General features: G+C 70.8%; 18 protein-coding genes. 8 read left to right on the top strand and 10 right to left on the bottom strand.

Annotated features, from left to right (window positions below; translation table 11 throughout):
- The first annotated feature begins 82 nt into the window (after nt 1-82).
- From gcvPA to ACIOMQ_RS28150, 7 genes are all read left to right on the top strand, one after another.
- Entirely contained in the window at nt 83-1,474 is a 1,392-nt protein-coding gene (gene gcvPA / locus ACIOMQ_RS28180) for an aminomethyl-transferring glycine dehydrogenase subunit GcvPA (RefSeq protein WP_401757509.1), read from the top strand.
- Nucleotides 1,471-3,063, top strand: a complete 1,593-nt coding sequence (gcvPB, locus tag ACIOMQ_RS28175; RefSeq protein ID WP_362206206.1) for an aminomethyl-transferring glycine dehydrogenase subunit GcvPB — start codon at nt 1,471-1,473, stop codon at nt 3,061-3,063. Before gcvPA ends, gcvPB begins: the two co-directional genes overlap by 4 nt.
- Nucleotides 3,060-4,490 carry an ATP-NAD kinase family protein gene (locus tag ACIOMQ_RS28170; RefSeq protein ID WP_402190884.1) on the top strand — a complete coding sequence of 477 codons (1,431 nt, stop codon included), beginning with the start codon at nt 3,060-3,062 and terminating at the stop codon, nt 4,488-4,490. Before gcvPB ends, ACIOMQ_RS28170 begins: the two co-directional genes overlap by 4 nt.
- A 38-nt stretch (nt 4,491-4,528) precedes the next feature.
- Nucleotides 4,529-5,275 (top strand): SDR family oxidoreductase, encoded by a 747-nt coding sequence (locus tag ACIOMQ_RS28165; protein ID WP_362206208.1) that lies wholly within the window; start codon nt 4,529-4,531, stop codon nt 5,273-5,275.
- A gap of 49 nt (nt 5,276-5,324) precedes the next feature.
- On the top strand, nt 5,325-5,966 hold the full coding sequence (locus ACIOMQ_RS28160) for a GntR family transcriptional regulator (protein WP_266363717.1): 642 nt from the start codon (nt 5,325-5,327) through the stop codon (nt 5,964-5,966).
- A gap of 550 nt (nt 5,967-6,516) precedes the next feature.
- Nucleotides 6,517-7,236: a lysophospholipid acyltransferase family protein gene (locus tag ACIOMQ_RS28155; RefSeq protein WP_362206209.1), complete on the top strand. Its 720-nt coding sequence runs from the start codon at nt 6,517-6,519 to the stop codon at nt 7,234-7,236.
- A gap of 65 nt (nt 7,237-7,301) precedes the next feature.
- On the top strand, nt 7,302-8,351 hold the full coding sequence (locus ACIOMQ_RS28150) for an NAD-dependent epimerase/dehydratase family protein (RefSeq protein ID WP_402190881.1): 1,050 nt from the start codon (nt 7,302-7,304) through the stop codon (nt 8,349-8,351).
- A gap of 76 nt (nt 8,352-8,427) precedes the next feature.
- On the opposite strand, the gene ACIOMQ_RS28145 is transcribed toward ACIOMQ_RS28150, so the two are convergent.
- From ACIOMQ_RS28145 to ACIOMQ_RS28105, 9 genes are all read right to left on the bottom strand, one after another.
- Complete coding sequence (locus ACIOMQ_RS28145; protein ID WP_362206211.1) at nt 8,428-10,005, bottom strand: alpha/beta hydrolase; 1,578 nt, start codon at nt 10,003-10,005, stop codon at nt 8,428-8,430.
- Between the two features lie 157 nt (nt 10,006-10,162).
- A complete protein-coding gene (locus tag ACIOMQ_RS28140) occupies nt 10,163-10,936 on the bottom strand; it encodes an urease accessory protein UreD (RefSeq protein WP_401266881.1) in 774 nt (257 codons plus the stop codon).
- Entirely contained in the window at nt 10,933-11,610 is a 678-nt protein-coding gene (ureG, locus tag ACIOMQ_RS28135; RefSeq protein ID WP_362206213.1) for an urease accessory protein UreG, read from the bottom strand. The genes ACIOMQ_RS28140 and ureG overlap by 4 nt, the downstream gene beginning before the upstream one ends.
- 27 nt (nt 11,611-11,637) lie before the next feature.
- Complete coding sequence (locus tag ACIOMQ_RS28130) at nt 11,638-12,300, bottom strand: urease accessory protein UreF (protein ID WP_401266879.1); 663 nt, start codon at nt 12,298-12,300, stop codon at nt 11,638-11,640.
- A 13-nt stretch (nt 12,301-12,313) separates the two neighbouring features.
- Complete coding sequence (locus ACIOMQ_RS28125) at nt 12,314-14,035, bottom strand: urease subunit alpha (RefSeq protein ID WP_401988409.1); 1,722 nt, start codon at nt 14,033-14,035, stop codon at nt 12,314-12,316.
- Nucleotides 14,028-14,339 (bottom strand): urease subunit beta, encoded by a 312-nt coding sequence (locus ACIOMQ_RS28120; protein ID WP_362206216.1) that lies wholly within the window; start codon nt 14,337-14,339, stop codon nt 14,028-14,030. Before ACIOMQ_RS28120 ends, ACIOMQ_RS28125 begins: the two co-directional genes overlap by 8 nt.
- A 15-nt stretch (nt 14,340-14,354) precedes the next feature.
- Nucleotides 14,355-14,657 (bottom strand): urease subunit gamma, encoded by a 303-nt coding sequence (locus ACIOMQ_RS28115; RefSeq protein WP_362206217.1) that lies wholly within the window; start codon nt 14,655-14,657, stop codon nt 14,355-14,357.
- A 138-nt stretch (nt 14,658-14,795) separates the two neighbouring features.
- Nucleotides 14,796-15,113 (bottom strand): hypothetical protein, encoded by a 318-nt coding sequence (locus ACIOMQ_RS28110; RefSeq protein ID WP_401266873.1) that lies wholly within the window; start codon nt 15,111-15,113, stop codon nt 14,796-14,798.
- 202 nt (nt 15,114-15,315) lie between these two features.
- Nucleotides 15,316-15,600, bottom strand: a complete 285-nt coding sequence (locus ACIOMQ_RS28105) for a type II toxin-antitoxin system Phd/YefM family antitoxin (RefSeq protein WP_362206218.1) — start codon at nt 15,598-15,600, stop codon at nt 15,316-15,318.
- Between the two features lie 1,181 nt (nt 15,601-16,781).
- Between ACIOMQ_RS28105 and ACIOMQ_RS28100 the strand changes: the two genes are divergently transcribed.
- Entirely contained in the window at nt 16,782-18,011 is a 1,230-nt protein-coding gene (locus ACIOMQ_RS28100) for a cytochrome P450 (protein ID WP_402190878.1), read from the top strand.
- Nucleotides 18,012-18,889: 878 nt separating this feature from the next.
- On the opposite strand, the gene ACIOMQ_RS28095 is transcribed toward ACIOMQ_RS28100, so the two are convergent.
- Complete coding sequence (locus ACIOMQ_RS28095) at nt 18,890-20,458, bottom strand: hypothetical protein (protein ID WP_402190876.1); 1,569 nt, start codon at nt 20,456-20,458, stop codon at nt 18,890-18,892.
- Nucleotides 20,459-20,600 lie beyond the last annotated feature (142 nt).

The raw sequence follows: 20,600 nt of genomic DNA, 5'->3' as shown, positions 1-20,600 counted from the left end.
GTCAAGAGGTGTACACCCAAAGACTTTTGCTGCTGTGGTTCATGACTGACCTGACCGAGTCGGCTCACGCGAAAGGCGCGGCATGACGTCACCCCAGGACTCCGTCCCCCCCTGCACCCACCCCTACATCCCGAACGCGGTCCCGGCCGTGCGGCAGGCGATGCTCGACGAGATCGGCGCGTCGAGCGTCGAGGACTTCTACGCCGACATCCCGGACGGCATCCGGCTGCACCGCCCCCTCGACCTGCCGGCCCCGCTGCGCTCGGAGGCCGAACTCACCCGCCACATGGAGGAGTTCCTCGGCCGCAACACCTCGACGCGGCAGGCACTGAGCTTTCTCGGCTCCGGCTGCTACCAGCACCACGTCCCGGCGGTCGTGGACGAGGTGGTCAATCGCAGCGAGTTCCTCACGGCGTACGCGGGCGAGCCCTACGAGGACCACGGCCGCTTCCAGGCGCTGTGGGAGTACCAGTCGATGATGGCCGAACTGCTCGACGTCGAGATCGTCAACGTCCCGGTGTACGACGGCTTCCAGGCCTCGGGAACCGCCCTGCGCATGGCCGGCCGGATCACGGGCCGCCGCCGCGTGCTCGTCGCCACCGCGATCGACAACGACAAGCTCTCCCGCATCCGCGACTACGTGCGGCCCGATCACGACGTGACGGTGGTCCCGGTCGACCCGGACACCGGCTGCGCCGACCTTCACGCGGTGCGTGAAGCACTCGGCGCCGGCGACACGGCGGCGGTGTACGCGGACACACCCTCCGCGCTCGGCATCGTCGACGAGGCACTGCCCCGCCTCGCCGAACTCGCCCACGAAGCAGGGGCGTTGTTCGTCGTGGGCTGCAATCCGCTGACGCTCGGCGTGCTCGCACCACCCTCCGCGTACGGCGCCGACATCGCGTGCGGCGACATCCAGCCGCTCGGCCTCCACCAGAGCTTCGGCGGCGCCAACGCGGGCTTCATCGCCACGCGCGACGAGGAGGCGCTGGTCGCCGAGTACCCGTCACGCCTGTTCGGCCTGGTGCCGACGACCGTCGAGGGCGAGTACGGCTTCGGCGACGTCGCCTACGAGCGGACGTCGTTCGCGCTGCGCGAGGAGGGCAAGGAGTGGGTCGGCACCGCCGCCGCGCTGCACGGCATCGGGGCCGGGGTCTATCTCGCGCTGATGGGACCGCAGGGCATGCGGGAGATCGGCGACACGATCCTCGCGCTCACCGCGTACGCCCGCCGGCGCCTCGCCGAGGTACCCGGCATCGAGGTCCCGTACGGCGGCGCCCTGCACTTCGCCGACTTCACCGTCCGCTACACGGGCGGCCGGACCGCCGCCGAGATCCGCGCCGGCCTGAAGGAGCGGGGCATCTTCGGCGGCGTACCGACCGGCGAGCACGAGGCCGCGTACTGCGTCACCGAAGTCCACACCAAGGCCGACATCGACCGGCTCGCCGCGACCCTGGAGGAGATCGTCAAGTGACCGCCCCGCACACACCCGTGTCCGTCTCCCCCGAGGAAGCGCGTATCGCCGGCAAGCCGCGCCTGCGCCGGTTCCAGCAGGCGTCCTGGGACGAGAAGCTGATCTTCGAGCTCGGTTCGCCGGGCGAGCGCGGCGTCCTCGTACCGGTCGCGGACCCGTCCATCGGGAAGGCCGAGATTCCCGCCGCCCTGCGCCGCGCAGAACCTCCCGCGCTGCCGGAGCTGTCCCAACAGCAGGTCCTGCGCCACTACTTGCGCCTCTCGCAGGAGAATCTGGGCGCCGATCTCAACATCGACGTCGGCCAGGGCACCTGCACCATGAAGTACAGCCCCAAGGTCAACGACCAGTTCGTCCGCGACCCGCGCATCGCGGCGCTGCACCCGCTCCAGGACGAGGACACGGTCCAGGGCGTCCTCGGGATCATCCACGGCCTGGAGCAGCTCCTGAAGGAGATCTCCGGGATGGACCGGGTCTCGCTCCAGCCGGGCGCCGGATCCGCCGCGATCTACACGAACGTCGCGATGATCCGCGCCTACTTCGCCGCGCGCGGCGAGCTGGAGGAGCGCGACGAGGTCATCACGACGATCTTCTCCCACCCGTCGAACGCGGCCTGTGCGAAGACGGCGGGCTTCAAGGTCATCACGCTCCACCCGGACGCGGACGGCTACCCGGACATCGAGGCCCTCAAGGCGGCGGTCGGCCCCCGCACGGCGGCACTCCTCATCACGAACCCCGAGGACACGGGCATCTACAACCCGCGCATCGAGGAGTTCGTCCGGATCGTGCACGAGGCGGGCGGCCTGTGCTCGTACGACCAGGCCAACGCGAACGGCATCCTCGGCATCACGCGCGCCCGGGACGCGGGCTTCGACCTGTGCCACTTCAATCTGCACAAGACGTTCTCGACGCCGCACGCCTGCGGTGGCCCGGCGGCCGGCGCGTGCGCGGTCTCCGCGGACCTCGCCCCCTATCTTCCGCGCCCCACCGTCGAGTTCGACGGTTCGACGTACCGCCTGGACGACGACCGGCCCGAGTCGGTCGGCAAGATGCGGCCGTTCTACGGCGTCGTGCCGAACCTGGTCCGCGCCTACGCCTGGATCATGTCGCTCGGCGCACAGGGCCTGCGGGCCGCCGCCGAGACGGCCGTCCTCAACAACAACTACCTGCTCCACAAGGTCCGGCAGATCCCGGGCGTCTCCATCCCCTACGCGGCGGGGCGCCCGCGCGTCGAGCAGGTCCGCTACAGCTGGGAGAAGCTGCACGAGGACACCGGCCTGCACTCGGAGGACATCGGCCTGCGCGCCGCGGACTTCGGTACGCACTACTGGACCAGCCACCACCCGTACATCGTGCCGGAACCCATGACACTGGAGCCGACCGAGTCCTACACGCGCGCCGACCTCGACGAGTACGCGGCGATCCTCGCGGAGATCGCCCGTGAGGCGTACGAGGACCCGGAGACCGTGCGCACGGCGCCGCACCGCTCGACCATCCACCGGGTCCGCCCGGAAGCCCTGGACTCCCCGGCGACCTGGGCGGTCTCCTGGCGCGCCTACCGCCGCAAGGTGCTCGGTGAGGCCGGCCGGTGAGGAGGATCGGCCTGGTGGTCAACCCGGTCGCCGGTCTCGGCGGCCGGGTGGGCCTGGGCGGCACCGACGGCCCGGACCGGCCCCGCGTGGCGCTCGCGCTGGGCGCACGTCCCTCGGCGGGAGCGCGCGCCGCTGCGGCTCTGGGTGAACTGGCTGCTCGTGCAGGGCAGTTGGCGGAGCACGGGTGTCCTGCGCGGGACGGTCGGGGCGGCGGGCCGGACGCGGCGGCGCACCCCGCGTCCGGTCGGCGCGCACAGGAGGCCACCGCTTCGACGGCCTCCGCGCCGGACGGGCGTCCCGAGGCGTCGAAGGGCACGGCGCACGTCCCCGCAGCCGCGCGGGGGCGCCCGCCGCACGCCGCGTCCGGCCGCCGGGCCGACGCCACCGGGGATCCCGCACCGAACGGGTTCAGCGGCACGCGGGCCGCGGCGGCGGCCGAGGCCCCGGCCGGTCACCCGCCGGACTCCGGGCTCCTCGTCGTCACCGCCGCCGGCCCCCTGGGCGCCGACTCCGTAGCCGCCGCGGGGCTTGCGGGGCGGGTCGTGTACACCGCGGAAGCCGGGCGGGACACCTCGGCCGCGGACACGGCCGCCGCGGTGCGGGCCGTCGTCGCCGAGGGCGTCGACCTCCTGCTCTTCGCCGGCGGCGACGGCACCGCGCGCGACGTGCTCGGCGCCCTGGGCGACGCGCCCTGCCCGGTCCTCGGCGTTCCGACCGGTGTGAAGATGCACTCGGCGGTCTTCGCCGTCGGTCCGCGCGCCGCGGGTGAGGTCGCGGCTGCGTGGCTGGACCGCAGGAGCACCGTCCGGCTGCGGGACGCCGAGGTGATGGACCGGGACGAGGACGCCCTGAGCGGGGGCCGCGTCACCTCCCGGCTCTTCGGATGGCTGCCCGTCCCCGACGTGCCGGTCCGCGTACAGCAGCGCAAGACCGGCAGCACCGCCACCGCACCCGAGGCGGTCGGCGGCATCGCGGCCGACGTCGCCGAGCGCGTCGGGGACGGGCTGCTCGTGCTCGGCCCGGGCAGCACCACCCGGGCGGTCGCGGCGGCGCTCGGCGCGGACGTCTCCCTCACGGGGGTCGATGTGCTCCGCCTGCGGCCCGGCCATCTGCCAGGCATCGTGGCCCGCGACGCGGGCGAGGACGCCCTCCTCTCCATCGGCCCGGCCTGGATCGCCCTCTCCCCCATCGGCGGCCAGGGCTTCCTCCTCGGCCGCGGCAACCAGCAGATCTCGCCGCGCGTCCTGCGCGCGGCGGGCGGCCGCGAGCGCCTGCTCGTGCTGTGCACCGAACAGAAACTGGCCGCGCTCGGCGGCCGCCCTCTTCTCCTCGACACCGGGGACGACGCGCTCGACGCGGAGCTGTCCGGTCACCTCCCCGTCATCACCGGCAGGCGGCACACATCCCTGTACCGCCTGGCCGGATGACCCCTCACACCTCCCCCTACCCCCAGAAGGAGCCCCAGATGATCTCCCTTGACGGCAAGCGCGCCATCGTGACCGGCGGCGGAGCCGGAATCGGCCGCGCCACCGCCCAGCTCCTCGCGGAGCTCGGCGCCCGCGTGGTGATCGCCGACATCGACACGGACGGCGGCGAGCGCACCGCGAAGGACACCGGAGGGGCCTTCGTCCGCTGCGACGTGTCACGGCGCGAGGACTGCGAGGCCGTCGTGCGCACGGCGCAGGAGCAGTTCGGCGGCGTGGACGTCCTCTTCAACAACGCCGGCATCATCCGCCGCTCCACGGTCTGCGAGATCACCGAGGACGACTGGGACCTGGTGATGGCCGTGAACATCCGCTCGGTGATGCTGATGAGCCGCCTCGTGATCCCGGGGATGGCTGCCCGGGGCGGCGGCTCCGTCATCAACACCGGCTCCGGATGGGGCATCCGCGGCGGCGGCCGGGCCGTCTCGTACTGCGCGTCGAAGGGCGCCGTCGTCAACATGACCCGCGCCATGGCCATCGACCACGGCCCCGACCACATCCGCGTCAACTGTGTCTGCCCCGGTGACACGGCGACCGGGATGCTCGCCGAGGAGGCCCGCCAACTCGGCGAGAGCTCCGACGCGTTCTACGCCGACGCCGCCGACCGGCCGCTCGGCCGGATCGGGCAGCCCCGCGACATCGCCCAGACCGTGGCGTTCCTCGCCTCCGACGCCTCGGCGTTCCTGAGCGGAGCGATCATCCCGGTCGACGGCGCCGGTACCGCGTGACCCGCCGGTAGCGGATAATCGACCGGACCGAAGGGGAGGGCAGCCTCAGATGCCAATCGAAAACCGCCCGCTGCGCGAACAGGTCAAGGAGGAACTGATCAAGCGCCTCGGGCGCGGCACGATCGCGACCAGCGAACCGATCAACGAGGGGCAGCTCGCCACCGAACTCGGCGTCAGCCGTACGCCGCTGCGCGAGGCACTGATCACGCTGGAGCGCGAGGGCGTCATCACCAGCGAGCGCGGCAAGGGCTTCCGCTTCACACCGCTCAGCGCGCAGGAGTTCCGTGACCTGTCCGCGATCGTCGCGACGCTGGAGGCGCTCGCCCTGGAGTCCAGCGATCCCGAGCACCTGGCGGCGACAGCCCCCCGCCTCCTTGAGGAGGCGCGCGCGTTCTCGGCCCCACAGGCCCCGCACGACGTCATAGAGCGTTACGACGACGCGTGGCACGACCTGCTCCTGTCCGGCTGCACGAACAACCGCCTGATGAAGCTGATCACCTCCCTGAAGGTGACGATGCACCGCTACGAGCGGGTGGCCCTGGGCGACCAGGACATCCTGGAGCGTTCGGCGGTGGAGCACGAGCGGATCGCCGAGTGCCTGCAGCGCGGCGACCTCGACGCGGCCGTCGCGGCACTCAAGGAGAACTGGAACAGCGGGATGCACCGGATCCTGGAGCACCTGAAGGACTGACCACGGGCGGCGGGACCCCGACGGGGACGGCGCAGTGGTGCGGGTCGAGATACCCGGACCCCGACCCGCACGGCCGCGGGCGGTGAGAGAGCCGGGGCGGGCGCGTCCGAAGGGGGATCCGCCGCACTCGGGCAGGCACCGGCGGCGGACGTTCCTGCGGCGGGAGGCGCCCGGGGACCCGCCGCCTCTGGGGCCGGCGAAGTCGCTCCGTACCGCCCCCGGGCGCTCTCGGCCCGCACCCGCGGGGTGATCGTGCCCGGACCGGCCGTGGGTGACGGCCCCGGTGACCGTCGCGCCCGTCGACGGCGCCGCGGGCCGACTCCGGCGGCGAGCTCACCGAGCGGTGCCCTTCGGCGCCCGTCGGGATCGCGGGAGCGCTCGACGCCCGCGCGATGCCGGGGCCCACAACGTCGTAAAGACGTCGGCATCGACCCGCCCGAAGACGGTTACACAGGACGACGGCGGCGCATAGGCTGCCCTCCCGCGAGTTGTGTGCTGACCTCGCAGAACGCAGCACTGGAACCGATCCGACAGGGCTAGGAGCCGCCCCGTGTTCTATTACGTGCTCAAATACGTCGTTCTCGGGCCGCTTCTCCGGCTGTTCTTCCGCCCCAGGATCGAGGGTCTGGAGCACGTCCCGGAGGACGGCGCCGCCATCGTCGCCGGCAACCATCTGTCGTTCTCCGACCATTTCCTGATGCCCGCGATCCTCAGACGGCGCATCACGTTCCTCGCCAAGGCCGAGTACTTCACCGGATCGGGCGTGAAGGGGCGGCTGACCGCGGCCTTCTTCCGCAGCATCGGGCAGATTCCGGTGGACCGGTCCGGCAAGGACGCGGGACGGGCGGCGATCCGCGAAGGGCTCGGGGTGCTGAGCAGGGGCGAGCTGCTGGGGATCTATCCGGAGGGCACCCGTTCGCATGACGGCCGGCTCTACAAGGGCAAGGTCGGCGTGGCCGTCATGGCGATCACGGCGCGGGTACCGGTGGTGCCGTGCGCGATGGTCGGCACCTTCGAGATCCAGCCCCCGGGACAGGCCGTGCCGCGCATCAAACGGGTCACCATCCGCTTCGGTGAGCCGCTGGACTTCTCCCGCTACGCCGGCCTGGAGAACCAGAGGGCGGCGATCCGGGCCGTCACCGACGAGATCATGTACGCGATCCTCACCCTCTCCGGGCAGGAGTACGTCGACGAGTACGCGGCCAAGGTGAAGGCGGCGCAGGCGGAACAGGCCGGGCAGTCGCGGAAGTTCCCGAAACTGCGACGCTGAGGGCTGATCCGCACAGGGTGAACTCCGCTGTTCCGGACCGCGGCCCCGGCTCTAGCGTGCCTGTCATGACCAAGGGAAACGCATGGGTTCTGGGAGCGACGGGACAGATCGGGCGAGCCGCTGTGCGGGCGCTCGTCGACGACGGCTGGGAGGTGACGGCCGCCTCCCGCGGCGGCGGCCGGGACACACGGTGGGACGGTGCGGTGCGCACGACGGCTCTCGACCGGGACGAGGACGGGGCGCTCGCGGCCGCGCTGGGAGACGGTTGTGACGTACTGGTCGACATGGTGGCGTACGGCGCGGACCACGCCAGGCAGTTGACCGGCCTGGCGGACCGGATCGGTTCGGCGGTGGTCGTCTCCAGCGGTGCGGTGTACGAGGACGATCAGGGGCACAGCTTCGACACGCAGGGCGAGCCCGGCGGAGCCCCGCGCTACCCCGTGCCGATCCCGGAGACGCAGCGCACCGTTTCGGCCGGCGATGCCACGTACGGGACGCGGAAGATACAGCTGGAGCGGGATCTGCTGGCGGCGGGGGACGCGCTGCCGGTGACGCTGTTGCGCGCGGGGGCGATTCACGGCACGTACTGCCGCTCTCCCCGCGAGCTGTGGTTCGTGAAGCGGCTCCTGGACGGCCGGGGGCGACGGGTGCTTTCGTACGGCGGTTCGTCCCGATTCCATCCTGTTCACTCCTCCAACCTGGCCGAGTTGATCCGGCTCGCCGCCGGGCGGCCCGGTTCGCGGGTGCTCAACGCCGGGGATCCGCAGGCACCGACGGTCGTGGAGATCGGCGAGGCCGTCGACGCGGTGCTCGGCCGGAGCACCGAGACCGTACTGATGGCGGGCGCGCCCGGGGAGGACGGCGTCGGCTCGACCCCGTGGAGCACCCCCCACCCCATCGTGTACGACATGACGGCAGCCGAGCGGGAGCTCGGGTACCGGCCGGTGACGGGTTACGCGGAGTCGCTTCCGAAGACGGTCGAGTGGATCGGCGCGCAGCTGAAGGGCAGGGACTGGAGGGAGGCATTTCCCGTCATGCTGCGGGCGTACGGGGAGAAGCTCTTCGACTACGCGGCGGAGGACGCCTGGCTGGAGGCGTACGACCGCCGGGCGTGAGACGCAAGCCCGTACGCGAGAACGGGCGGCCGGTGGCGCGAAGCCGCCGGCCGCCCGTGCCCGTGGAGTACGACCGCTACGGCGTCGGTGTGGCGTGCGGAGCGCACGTCACGTCACTGCGGTCGGTCCTGCCCGTGAGCAGGTAGGTGTCCACCCGCTCGTTGATGCAGGGGTTGACCAGACCGGTGACACCGTGCGAACCGGCGTCCCGCTCCGTGATGAGGCGCGAGCCCTTGAAACGCTTGTGCAGTTCGACGGCACCCTTGTACGGGGTGGCCGCGTCACGCGTGGACTGCACGATCAGCACCGGCGGCAGGCCCTTGCCGGTCTTGACGTTCAGCGGGGTCTGCTGCTTGGTGGACCAGGTCGCGCAGGGCAGGTTCATCCAGGCGTTCGCCCATGTCATGAACGGGTGGTCCCTGTGCAGCCGGGTGTTGTCGCGGTCCCACTTCTGCCAGCTGGTGGGCCACTTGGCGTCCGCGCACTCGATGGCCGTGTACACGGCGTTGCCGTTCTCCGAGGAGATGTTCCCCGCGGTGTCCGACATGTCCGGGCCCGCGGCGTCGACCAGTGCCTGGGTGTCACCGCCCCGGTAGTCGCTCCAGGTCTGGGCGACGAGCGCCCAGGTGGAGTCGTAGTACGGCGCGTTCTGGAAGAAGCCGATGAGCTCGGCGGGGCCGACGACGCCACCGATCGGGTTCTTCTTGGCGGCGGCGCGCAGCGTCAGCCACGCCTGCTCGACCTTCTCCGGGGTGTCGCCGATGTGGAAGGCGGAGTCGTTCTTGGCGACCCATGCCTTCCAGTCGTCCCAGCGCCCCTGGAAGGCGATGTCCTGGTTGAGGTTGCTCTGGTACCAGATGTTGTCCTTCGACGGGTCGACGACGCTGTCGACGACCATGCGGCGGACGTGGTCCGGGAAGAGCGTGCCGTAGACCGCGCCGAGATAGGTGCCGTAGGAGACGCCCAGGTAGTTGAGCTTCTTCTCGCCGAGGGCGGCGCGGATGACATCCAGGTCGCGTGCGGTGTTGGGCGTGGTCATGTGCGGCAGCATGTCGCCGCTGCGCTCGGCGCAGCCGTCCGCGTACGCGGCGGCGAGCTTGCGCTGGGCACGCTTGTCGGCCTCGGAGTCGGGCACGGGGTCGGCCTTCGGGGCCTTGACGTACTCCTGGGGGTCGACGCAGGAGATCGGCGCGGAGTGGCCGACGCCCCGCGGGTCGAAGCCCACGAAGTCGTAGGCCTTCGCCGCGTTCGCCCAGACCGCGTTCTTGTTGATGATGCGCTTCGGGAACGCCATGCCCGAACCGCCGGGGCCGCCCGGGTTGTAGAGCAGGGCGCCCTGTCGCTCGCCCTTCGTGCCGGTGCTGACGTGCCGGTCGACGGCGAGCTTGATCTGCTTGCCGTCGGGCCTGGCGTAGTCGAGCGGCACGGTCACCCAGCCGCACTGGATCGGCTTGGCTATGGCCCAGTCGGCCGGACAGTCCTTCCAGTCGATGCCGGACCTGGCCGCCCGTGCCGCGGCGACCTGAACGCCACGCGCCTCGGAACCGTGGTGGTGACGGCTTTCGGCAGTGGCCGCCGGTGCGGTTACCGCGCCCGCGATGAGCGTGCCCGCGATCAGAGCGCCGGCCGAGCCGAGCACTGCTGTGCGTCTCAAGTGGAACCTCCCCCATATCTGAAGCGCCACCGGTGGTGGCGCGATTCATTCGGGACCTCTTGCGGATCCTGTCGTCTGTGAGGTTCCTGAGAACAGGCCACGCACCCACTTCTTTACCGAATCGATAACCGGACACCCGTGTCCCGCTGAGCGGTGTTCAGCCCGTCCGGGCGTCGAGTACGTCGTTCAGCGCCTCGTCCAGGACCCTGCGCAGCAGGCGCGCATCGGGGGCGACCGCTGTCACCAGCACGGCCGGGCCGGCGAGCGGAGTGAGGACGGCGGTCGGGCCCAGCAGCCGCACTTCTGGGCACTTCTCGGCGAACGACGGGTCGACGACGAGGAGTTGTCCGACGGCCCGGTGGCCGCCCAGGACGGCCGCGCCGTCCCAGCCGCCGGGTGCTCCCGGCCCGTACGCCACCTGCTGGTCGATGAGCGGACGGCCGGCGCGATGCACCGTGAGGCGGCTGCCGAGCGTGCCGGTGCTCTCGCCGTGGCGGCCGAGGATCTGCTCCTCGCGCAGCACCAGCCGTGCGGTGGGGGCGAGTTCGACCCGTGTGGTCATGCGCAGGGCGCTGCCGTGCGCCGAGACGAGCTGCTCCGGCAGCCAGCGGAGCTCGGCCCCCTCCCCCGCGCTCAACTCGATGTCGTACGTGGCGGGTCCGGCGGCCGGCCCCGGGCCCGGCAGAGCGACGGTCGCGGCCGCCGAGTCGACGGTGAGCCGGGCGCCGTCGTCGGCCCGCGCCTCGATGGCGAGCCGGTCGCCGCCGAGCGGTGCGCTCATGGCGCCGACGACGGTGACACGGGCGTACGGGCCGTTCACGGCCCGGGTCCGGCGCAGTGCGAGCGGTCCGTCGCTCTCCAGCACGGGGAGCGCGGTGACGCCCCGGCTGTCGAGGACCGCGGTGATCCGGGCGGTGGCCTGGACGCTCATGCGGTCCAGGCGGCGAGCTGCCCCCGCACCCAGTCGACGACCGGCCCCACGCCTTCCTCGGAGGTGAGCGAGGTGAAGGCGACGGGGAGCGGGCCGCGCTGCCGTGCGGCGTCGTGGGCCATCCGTCCGAGGTCGGAGCCGACGTAGGGGGCGAGGTCGGTCTTGTTGATGACGAGCAGGTCGGAGGTGGTGACGCCGGGCCCTCCCTTGCGCGGGATGTCGTCGCCGCCCGCCACGTCGATGACGAAGATCTGGGCGTCGACCAGCCCCTTGGAGAAGGTGGCGGTGAGGTTGTCACCACCGGATTCGACCAGGATCAGATCGAGTGGCCCGACGGTGTCCTCCAGGTCCTCCACGGCTTCGAGGTTGGCGGAGATGTCGTCCCGGATCGCGGTGTGGGGGCAGGCGCCGGTCTCCACGGCCTGGATGCGCTCGGGCGGCAGGACGGCGTGGCGCAGCAGGAAGGCGGCGTCCTCCCGGGTGTAGATGTCGTTGGTGACCACGGCGAGGGAGAGCTGGTCGCGCAGGGCCCGGCAGAGGGCGGCGACGGTCGCGGTCTTGCCGGAACCGACCGGCCCGCCGAGCCCGATGCGCAGGGCGCGGCGGGTGCCGTCGGGGCGGGCGGCGTCGGCGCTCACGGCGGCGGGGCCGTGCTGGTCGTGGTCGAGGTGCATGGGGTTCGACTCCTGGTTCTTGCGGGTTTACGAGGCGAACAGGCGAACCGGCCAGGCCGCATGTGCCTCTGCGGTGATGTCGAGGAGCGGGGCGGAGGCGGCGGGGAGCGCGTCGATGGTGCCGTGCGCGGCGACGGCGGCCTGTTCGGCGACCCGGTCGAGTTCGGGTGCGAGGCGGGCGAGGACGGCGGTGGCCTCGAAGGGGTCGAGCGAGAGCAGCCGGACGACGGCGGTGGCCGGTCCGCTGACGGTTTCGTACGCGACGCAGTGCGCGGCGTCCGCGGGCCCGAGTCCCGCCGCGCGGGCGGTGAGGCCGAGGACGACGGGCTGGTGCGCGCCGCGCGGCCGGGCTCGGGCCAGCGCGGCCAGTTCCGGGCTGGGCCAGGTGGCGCGGGCGGCCCGCATCAGCTGCCGGCCGAGCCTGCGCGCGACGGCCCGCAGGGCGGGTGACGGGGTACGGGCGTCGGCGGCCTCGTCGAGCGCGATCGGGTCGTGTCCGTGGGCGGCCGCCGCGGCGAGCGCGGCAGCCGTGAGCCCGGTGGTGTGCAGGCGGCCCCGGCAGAATGCGGCGAGGTCCTCGGCGTTGCGGATGCGCCCTTCCTTCACGGCCGGTTCGGCGCCGCCGGAGTGGGCGTGGCCACCGGCGGGGAACCGGCCGTCGGCGAGGACGAGCAGAGCCGCGCGGCTCATCGACGGGTCCGCATCAGAAGAGGAAGTAACGTTGGGCCATGGGGAGTTCGGCGGCCGGTGCCGGTTCGACCGGTTCGCCGTCGATCGTCACGGCGAAGCTGTCGGGGTCGACATGGACCTGCGGCAGTGCGTCGTTCTCCCGCATGTCGGCCTTGGTGACCCCGCGCGTGCTGGTGATCGGCACGAACGGCTTCCCGAGGCCGAGGCGTTCGGGCAGCCTGTCCTGGATGGCCGCGCTCGCCACGAAGTTGAGCGAGTTGGCCGCGGGGGAACGTCCGACCGCGCCGAACATCGGGCGGGGCAGCATCGGTTGCGGGGTCGGTATGGAGGCGTTGGCATCGCCCATCTGCGCGTACGCGATCTGGCCGCCCTTGATGACGGTCTGCGGCTTGACTCCGAAGAATGCCGGTTCCCACAGCACCAGATCGGCGAGTTTGCCTCGCTCCACCGAACCGATCTCCTGGTCGAGCCCTTGGGCGACCGCCGGATTGATGGTGTATTTGGCGACGTAGCGACGCACTCGGTGGTTGTCGGCCCGCCCGTCTCCGGGCAGTGCACCGCGGCGCTTCTTCATCACATGGGCGGTCTGCCAGGTGCGCAGGACGACCTCGCCGATGCGGCCCATCGCCTGGGAGTCGGACGAGATGATCGAGATGGCACCGAGGTCGTGGAGGATGTCCTCGGCCGCGATGGTGGACGGCCGGATCCGCGACTCGGCGAAGGCGAGATCCTCCGGCACGGCGGGGTTGAGATGGTGGCAGACCATCAGCATGTCGAGGTGTTCCTCGATGGTGTTGACGGTGTGCGGTCGCGTCGGGTTGGTCGAACTCGGCAGCACGTACGGCTCCGAGACGACGCCGATGATGTCCGGGGCGTGCCCGCCACCCGCGCCCTCGGTGTGGTACGCGTGGAGGGAGCGCCCGGCGATGGCGGCCAGGGTGTCGGCGACGAAGCCGGCCTCGTTGAGGGTGTCGGTGTGGATGGCGAGCTGGGCGCCCGTCTCCTCGCAGACGCTCAGGCAGGCGTCGATGACGGCGGGGGTGGCGCCCCAGTCCTCATGGATCTTGAACCCGAGCGCACCGGCGCGGAGTTGGGAGTGCATGGCCTCGCGCGACATCGTGTTGCCCTTGCCGAGCAGACCGATGTTGACGGGATACGCCTCCAGCGCCTCGAACATCCGGGCAAGGTGCCACGGCCCCGGGGTGATGGTGGTGGCCTTGGTGCCCTCGGCCGGTCCGGTGCCGCCGCCGACCAGGGTGGTGATCCCGGAGGAGAGCGCCTGGTCGATCAGGGTCGGCGAGATGAAGTGAACATGGGCGTCGATGGCGCCCGCGGTGAGGAACTTGCCGTTGCCCGCGATGATCTCGGTCTCGGGGCCGACGACCAGATCGGGGTGGACGCCGTCCATGGTGTCCGGGTTTCCGGCCTTGCCGATCCCGGTGATCCGGCCGTCGCGGATGCCGATGTCCGCCTTGACTATGCCCCAGTGGTCGATGATCACGGCGCCGGTGACGACGGTGTCCGGGGCGCCCTCGGCGCGCGTGGTGCGGGCCTGGCCCATCGATTCGCGGAGGACCTTGCCACCGCCGAACACCGCCTCGTCGCCCGCGAGTCCGGGGCCGCCCGAGCGGTCCTCCTCGATCTCGACGAGCAGATCCGTGTCGGCGAGCCGGATACGGTCGCCGGTCGTGGGGCCGAACAGATCGGCGTGGACGGCGCGGTCGAGTTCAGCCATCGAGGGCACCTCCGGTCTCGCCGCGCAGGCCGGGGACGATGCGCCGTCCGGCGAGGGGGACGAGTTCGATGTCGACGGGTATGCCGGGTTCGAAGCGGACGGCGGTCCCGGCGGGGATGTTCAGCCGCAGGCCGTGGGCGGCCGAACGGTCGAATTCCAGACCGGGGTTGGCCTCGGCGAAGTGGTAGTGCGAACCGACCTGAACGGGCCGGTCGGCGGCGTTGAGAACGGTGAGGCGGGTGACGGGGCGGCCCTCGTTGAACGGCACGGGCCCGTCCGCGTACAGGATCTCTCCGGGAATCATCGGTGACGCCCCCCGTCAGACGATCGGCTCGTGGACGGTGACGAGCTTGGTGCCGTCCGGGAAGGTGGCCTCGACCTGGACGTCGTGGATCATCTCGGACACCCCGTCCATGACGTCGTCACGGGAGAGCACCTTGCGGCCCGATGCCATCAGTTCGGAGACCGTACGGCCGTCACGGGCGCCCTCCAGCAGATGCGCGGTGATCAGGGCGACCGCCTCGGGGTGGTTGAGCCGCAGTCCGCGCGCCCTGCGCTTCTGCGCCACATCGGCAGCAACATGGATGAGCAAACGTTCCTGCTCATGCGGGGTCAGTTGCATGCTTCCACCTCACAGTCGCGTGCCCAGTACCGGTCCTGGACGCAGCGAGACATTAGTCGTCCTCAACAGACTGTTGAACTCCGAACGGGTGTCCCGCGGCAAGGTATTGCACGTTAGAGCCGAAGTTTTTTCGGCGCGTTAACTGACCTTTTGCAGATCCATGGACATCGGGCGGGCCGAGGCGGGGGCGCTCGGGCTCACCGGGCCGGCCATCGGCGGCACAGTGGCAGGGTTCGCCGCACCGATCGGGCCGCTCGGTTCCGGCCTCGGCGCCCTGGCGCTGCCCGGAAACCCGTTCTCCGGCGCCACCGTCGCGCCCGAACCGCCGCCCCGGCCGATCGGCACGATCGGGCAGCCGATGCCGCCGGGCGCGGGCGGCTCACCACCGCGGCCGGCACTGCGGCCGGTCGCCTTCTTGGACGGCGACGGCAGCGGTGCGTTCGGCGCGCTGTTCACGCTCACACCGTGGGACACCCGGACTGCCGGCGCTTCTCATCGGCGGCCGACGCCGGGCCCGCCCTCCGGCCGCACCCGCGCCCGGCACTCCGGAGCCGCCCCTGGCGACTCGGCGGCCCAGCGCTCCGTGCACGCATGCCGCGCCCCCGTCCGCGGCGGACGCGGGGCACGGCATTTCCGCGTTGCGGGCCGTCGGGGGCGCTCAGCTGCCCGGCTCGCGATGCCCGCGGTGTTCCGCCGCGATGCCGAAGCGCCGCCGTTCGCCGGGAGCGGACACCGAGGAGCCGATCGAGGAGACCGAGCTGATCACCTGCTCCTCGGCAGCCGCGCCGTCGTTTTCGAGTCGCTCCAGGTCAGCAGCGGAAACAAGCGCCACGAGCGGCTTGCCGTGCCGCGTCACGACCACTCGCTCGCCGCCGTAGACGACACGGTTGATCAGTTCGGCGAGCTCAGCTCGGGCTTGCGTCACCGGAATCTCGTAGGCCATGCTCCCTAGCCTATGTAATGTCCACCTGATCCGCCGTGGTCCGTGGCGACAGCGATTATCCAGGTCAGAGGCTCTCGCGTGCTCCCGTGCGCTCTCGTTTGTGAGAGATGTGTGAGGCGAGGTGAGACGAAGAGTTTTCTGGTCGCCCTGAATCCTGGCGGGTCTCAGCGGGGATCGACGCCTCACATGACGCGATCGGGCTGGTGCAGCGAGACATCCTGGCCGCGAGGTCTCCCGGCCAGCCCGAAGGCGTCGGCGGGCGGCTCACCGAGACCGGCATACCGCGCGCACAGCCTCGGTCTGATCCTGATCCCACAAGCAGCGAGGCCCGGGCCCGCCGCCGCCGCGTGTGCCCTGTTCTCCCGAAGCTGCCTCGAAGCGGCAAGTAACTCTCTGCAATTAGAGTGACGCTCAGCGACGGAGAGTGAGGCGGGGGCCGGGGCGTGCACTTCCCGCCCGTCCAGGACGGCCTGGACTACCTCCTCAGCGTTGTTCGACACCTTGCCCCAGACAACCTCGACGACCAACCGAGTGCCCGCAACCTCAAGTACGCGGTTCGCCGGTCACAGCCTCGACTTCGAACCGGATCATCTGAGACGGGACACTTCCCACTGGTCTCACTTCTCACCTGTGGAGCCAGCTGAGTGAGGGGGGTGGGGCCTCGCCTATTCCGAGTCCCGGGGCTCACACCCGGGGACCGCTCCAGGGCCACCCCCCTTGGTCGCGGCATCCCAACCGGGGTCTCGGACCGACCTCAAGAACACCAGCCTAACCGCGGCCACTGACAAGGCACAGACCTCGTTCATCCCCATCCGCACTGGCGTGACGTCGCGTTTCAGCAGGACCCTGCGGCATGAGCGTCACAGGGCCTCCCACCATCTCGTGCGTTCGGACCAACGGACCGGCGGATGTGCCGCACCACCACCCGGGAAGCACTCGTCCGCCCGGCGCCGGAGAGATGAGGCCCCATGGACAGCGGCCGGATTCTCCCGTACTGAACATGACGGGCGGCGGACACGGGACGGATTCCACGGACCCGGTTCGAAACCGCCCGAGATCCACAGGCCCGAAGCTCCCCCGCGCCTCGGCGGAAAAGCATCGGCAACACACCCGTCCGACACTGCTTCCCGGCCGTACAGTCGTCACCGTCGTCCATCCGCCCCTTGCTCCGAGGAGATCTCGTGGACCGAGGACCCGTGTTCGTGCTCGACCCCCAAGGGGGCGATCGCCATGGCGAGGACGCCGTACTCCGCGCGCGCGGCCCCCTGACGCGAGTCGATGTCCTCGGTGTGGAGGCGTGGTCGGTCACCGCCCCGGCACTGGTGCGACGGCTCCTCCTGGACCCCCGGGTCTCCAAGGACGCCCGACAGCACTGGCCCGCCTTCCCCGAAGAGATCGTCGGGGTCTGGCCACTCGCACTCTGGGTGGCGGTGGAGAACATGTTCACCGCCTACGGCGAGGAGCACCGACGGCTGCGGCGAACCATCGGCCCGGCCTTCACCGCCCGCAGGATCAACGCGCTGGCACCGGTCATCGAGCAGCTCGTCGAGGAGCTGCTGGACGAGCTCTCCACCACCCCGCCCGGTGAGCCGGTCGACCTGCGGGAGAATTTCGCCTACCCGCTGCCCATCGGGGTCATCAGCCATCTCGCCGGGCTCCCCGAATCCGTCCGGCCCCGGTTCCGCCGCACCGTCGACGTGATCTTCTCCACCAGCTACAGCCCCGAGGAAACGACCGCCGCGGTGCGGGATCTGTACGCGCTCCTCGCCGACCTCATCGCCACCAAGCGCGCCGAGCCCGGACACGACCTCACCTCGGCGCTCATCGCCGCCAGGGACACGGAAGGCGACGGAAAGCCCCTGACGGAGGCCGAACTCAGCGACACCCTGCTGCTGGTGATCAACGCCGGTTTCGAAACCACCGTCAACCTCCTGGACCAGGCCATCACCGCACTCCTCACCGACCCCGGGCAACTCGCCCATGTCCGTGCCGGACGCGCGGACTGGAAGGACGTGGTCGAGGAATCACTCCGCCTCGAAGCCCCGCTCGCGCATCTGCCGATGCGCTTCGCCGTGGAGGACATTCCCCTCCCCGAACACGGCGTGACCATCCGGCGGGGCGAGGCCATCCTGCCCTCCTACGCCGCCGCCAACCGGCATCCGGACCTGCACGGCCCCACCGCCGACGACTTCGACACCACACGGAGCGACAAGAGTCACTTCTCCTTCGGCCACGGAATGCACCTCTGCCTCGGAGCCGCCCTCGGCCGCCTCGAAGCCGAACTCGCCCTGCGCGCCCTCTTCGAGCGCTTCCCCCGTCTCGTTCTCGCCGTACCCCCGGACCAACTGCGCCCCAGGCCGAGCTTCATCTCCAACGGCCACAGCGAACTGCCCGTCATCATCCACCCGTAGAAAACCGTCCCCTCCGGCTGACGGAAGCGAGGGGCCAGTCCGGTGATGACACGCCATCATGACGGCCTGGGACTGGCCGCCGCCCGTCGGCTCCGGAGTGCCGGCGGACGACGGCTGGACGACTCCGTCCGTAAAACGCCGGGTCGTCGGGATGACGGCCATGGTGAAGGTAGAACCGGCCGGCCTCGGTGACCTCCGTATGCACGTCACCGCCATCGCGGCTGACCTTCAGGAGGCCACGGTCGCGCAGAGCATAGGCCGAGGGCCGTTCACCCGGCGCCCAGGTTTGGGGTTGTTCTCCGGCCGCGAGGCGTTCGAGCAGGGCACGTTGCCGATCGTTCGGGGCGGACCATCGATGCACACGGACCAGCTCACACCGCATCCCCACGCTCTGCATCGAGCCGAAAGAGTGGCTGCGGGCGGTGGGAATTCTCCGGGACTCCAGCACTTCGCCAAGCGCAAGGCCGAACTCGGCACCTGCGGCCGCAGCTAGGGAACTCCTTGCGCGCACGAGCACGCCTGCCTGCGGTGCCCGCTCCTGCAACCCGACCCGGCCCAGAAGCGCCGGCTCGACGAGATCGTCGTCAACCTCCGCGAGCGCCTGACCGAGGCCCACGAACGCGGCTGGCTCCGCCCAGCTCGGCGAGAACAAGGACGCCTTCGAGCGCGGCCTCCTCCAGGCCCTCACCGAATCCAACCCCGCCGGCACCTTCGACGAACTCGTACGCACCGAAGCCATCATCGCCACTCGACCCCAGTAACCAGCGGCATCTCAGTGATGCGGACGACGAACGGGCCGCTGCTGCTCTCCGGCCGTCGCTGCCCTCCTCAGGAAGGGCAGTAGGGCGGCATGGCCCCACTGGATCGTCCGATCCGAATCACCGTACGCGGTACCGCAGAAGTTCGGGCCACCCCGAATGGGCGTACCCCTGCCGTGAGTGCAGCAGCAAGGTGCCGTGCAGTCCTGTCCGGACCTCACCGGGAACCGCAGGATCGTCAAGGAGGCTGCGCACCCGCGCAGGCGTGGTCTCCGCCTTGTCCACCGTCTCCACCAGCACTGAAGTGGCCAGGGTCGGCTCCGTCATCAACGTGCGGGCGAGGGCCTGCCGTTCGGCCTCCTTCAGCCCTTCGGTGAGCCGGAGGACCGTACCGGTCCAGGTTCGGGCTATCTCCCGCTTCCATTTGGCTCCGTCCCGCTGAATCTCCTGCAGTGCTTCCGCGGCCATGACCAGTAGCTCCGCTGCCCAGGAGGCGTTGTGATCCGTCATCCTGCCGACGAGGAAGCCGTAGGGTTCCGTGATCCTGCTCAAGAACCCTCGCCGGGCCTCATCGGCGACGTCGTACTCGGAGTCCGTTGCCAGGGAGAGGAGGGCTTCGGCCACGTCGTAGGCGTCCTCTAGGTCCCCGAGGTTCGCGTACGTCTGGGCCATCACCCGCCTGGCCGTCGCCTCCTGGGCGACGGCCTTCCCCTTGATTGTTCCCGTCGTGCGCCGACGAGCACCCTCGTCGATGATTGGCTGGAGTGCTTGATGCACCAGGGGTACCGATTCCGGGCCCCATCGCCGTGTACGAACCGTGTCCTCGGCCGGCCCGAGCAGGGCCTCTCGCAGGTCCTGCGCGGCCGCGGCCCCAAGGGCGTCCGTGATCTCGGTGGCTTGAGGATGGACATCGACCCCAACATCGAGAAGCGCGCTCCACAACATGTAGCCCTGGCATCGGATGTGCGGCAGGGCATGCGCCACCAAGCGCGTGCGGTAGTCGACCAGGCGCGACCACTGAGCCGACGTGAACCATGCCTGAGCTGTCGACCGGTCCGCCTTCTGAACCTTCGTGACGGCCTGCTGCACGAGGTCGGGCCGGTTAGTGCTGTCCGCGTAGAGGAGCAGGTCGTCGATAAGGTGCGGGTGCCTGGTGACCTTGTGCTGCAGGTCTCCTCCGATCCGGGTGACGCTGTCCTTTCCGCTGGGCAGCGCTGTGACACGCTGGCGGGCGTCCGGGTCGGTGAGAAACGTGTGCAGCATGTGCTCTGCCTGAGGGTGACCACCGGCCGCCGCATCCACCAGGAACACACAGCACGCGTCCGAGGTCAGCCAGTAGCGTTCGGCTGCCTCCTCCGGTACGACCGGAAGCAGATCGCGCAGCACCGTGTCTGGCAGGCCGGCATCCTGAAGTGCCCTGCGCATCAGCCATGAGGGTGTCTTGGCCCCGTCCGGATCCTTGTGCGGGCAAGGTAGGACCCCCAGGGCTTCCTTGCACCGGATGACGACTTGAGCGGTGAGGGGAGAGACGGTGACGTTCTCGTCCGCGCCCCACACTGGTTCGGCCAACGGCGTGCGCGTGAAGCGCTCCGGCTGACCGATCAGCGCCTCGGTGAGAACCGCGTTGCAGACCGCGACCTGTTGGTGCGGCTTCCGGGTGGAGAGGCATGCACTCAGGAAGTCGGACACGTGCACCTCGTCGGCCTGCACGGCGGCTGCGGCCCATCCCCGCAGTACCGCGCGGCGACTCAGCGGGCTCGCCCCGCGGTTCTGGTCGGCCTCGAAAGCCTCCGCGACGGCCGTCGCTGCGTCGGCGAACTTAGGTCTGGTG

This window comes from Streptomyces sp. NPDC087845 (genome assembly GCF_044742755.1).
Lineage (GTDB): Bacteria > Actinomycetota > Actinomycetes > Streptomycetales > Streptomycetaceae > Streptomyces.
Note: the sequence above shows the minus strand (reverse complement) of the source record. Positions and strands in the feature narration are given on the sequence as shown.

Coding starts and splice junctions, on each gene's coding strand:
- gcvPA (WP_401757509.1), top strand. CDS start 83: ATGACGTCACCCCAGGACTCCGTCCCCCCCTGCACCCACCCCTACATC.
- ACIOMQ_RS28165 (WP_362206208.1), top strand. CDS start 4,529: ATGATCTCCCTTGACGGCAAGCGCGCCATCGTGACCGGCGGCGGAGCC.
- ACIOMQ_RS28160 (WP_266363717.1), top strand. CDS start 5,325: ATGCCAATCGAAAACCGCCCGCTGCGCGAACAGGTCAAGGAGGAACTG.
- ACIOMQ_RS28150 (WP_402190881.1), top strand. CDS start 7,302: ATGACCAAGGGAAACGCATGGGTTCTGGGAGCGACGGGACAGATCGGG.
- ACIOMQ_RS28140 (WP_401266881.1), bottom strand. CDS start 10,936: ATGAGCGTCCAGGCCACCGCCCGGATCACCGCGGTCCTCGACAGCCGG.
- ureG (WP_362206213.1), bottom strand. CDS start 11,610: ATGCACCTCGACCACGACCAGCACGGCCCCGCCGCCGTGAGCGCCGAC.
- ACIOMQ_RS28130 (WP_401266879.1), bottom strand. CDS start 12,300: ATGAGCCGCGCGGCTCTGCTCGTCCTCGCCGACGGCCGGTTCCCCGCC.
- ACIOMQ_RS28125 (WP_401988409.1), bottom strand. CDS start 14,035: ATGGCTGAACTCGACCGCGCCGTCCACGCCGATCTGTTCGGCCCCACG.
- ACIOMQ_RS28120 (WP_362206216.1), bottom strand. CDS start 14,339: ATGATTCCCGGAGAGATCCTGTACGCGGACGGGCCCGTGCCGTTCAAC.
- ACIOMQ_RS28115 (WP_362206217.1), bottom strand. CDS start 14,657: ATGCAACTGACCCCGCATGAGCAGGAACGTTTGCTCATCCATGTTGCT.
- ACIOMQ_RS28105 (WP_362206218.1), bottom strand. CDS start 15,600: ATGGCCTACGAGATTCCGGTGACGCAAGCCCGAGCTGAGCTCGCCGAA.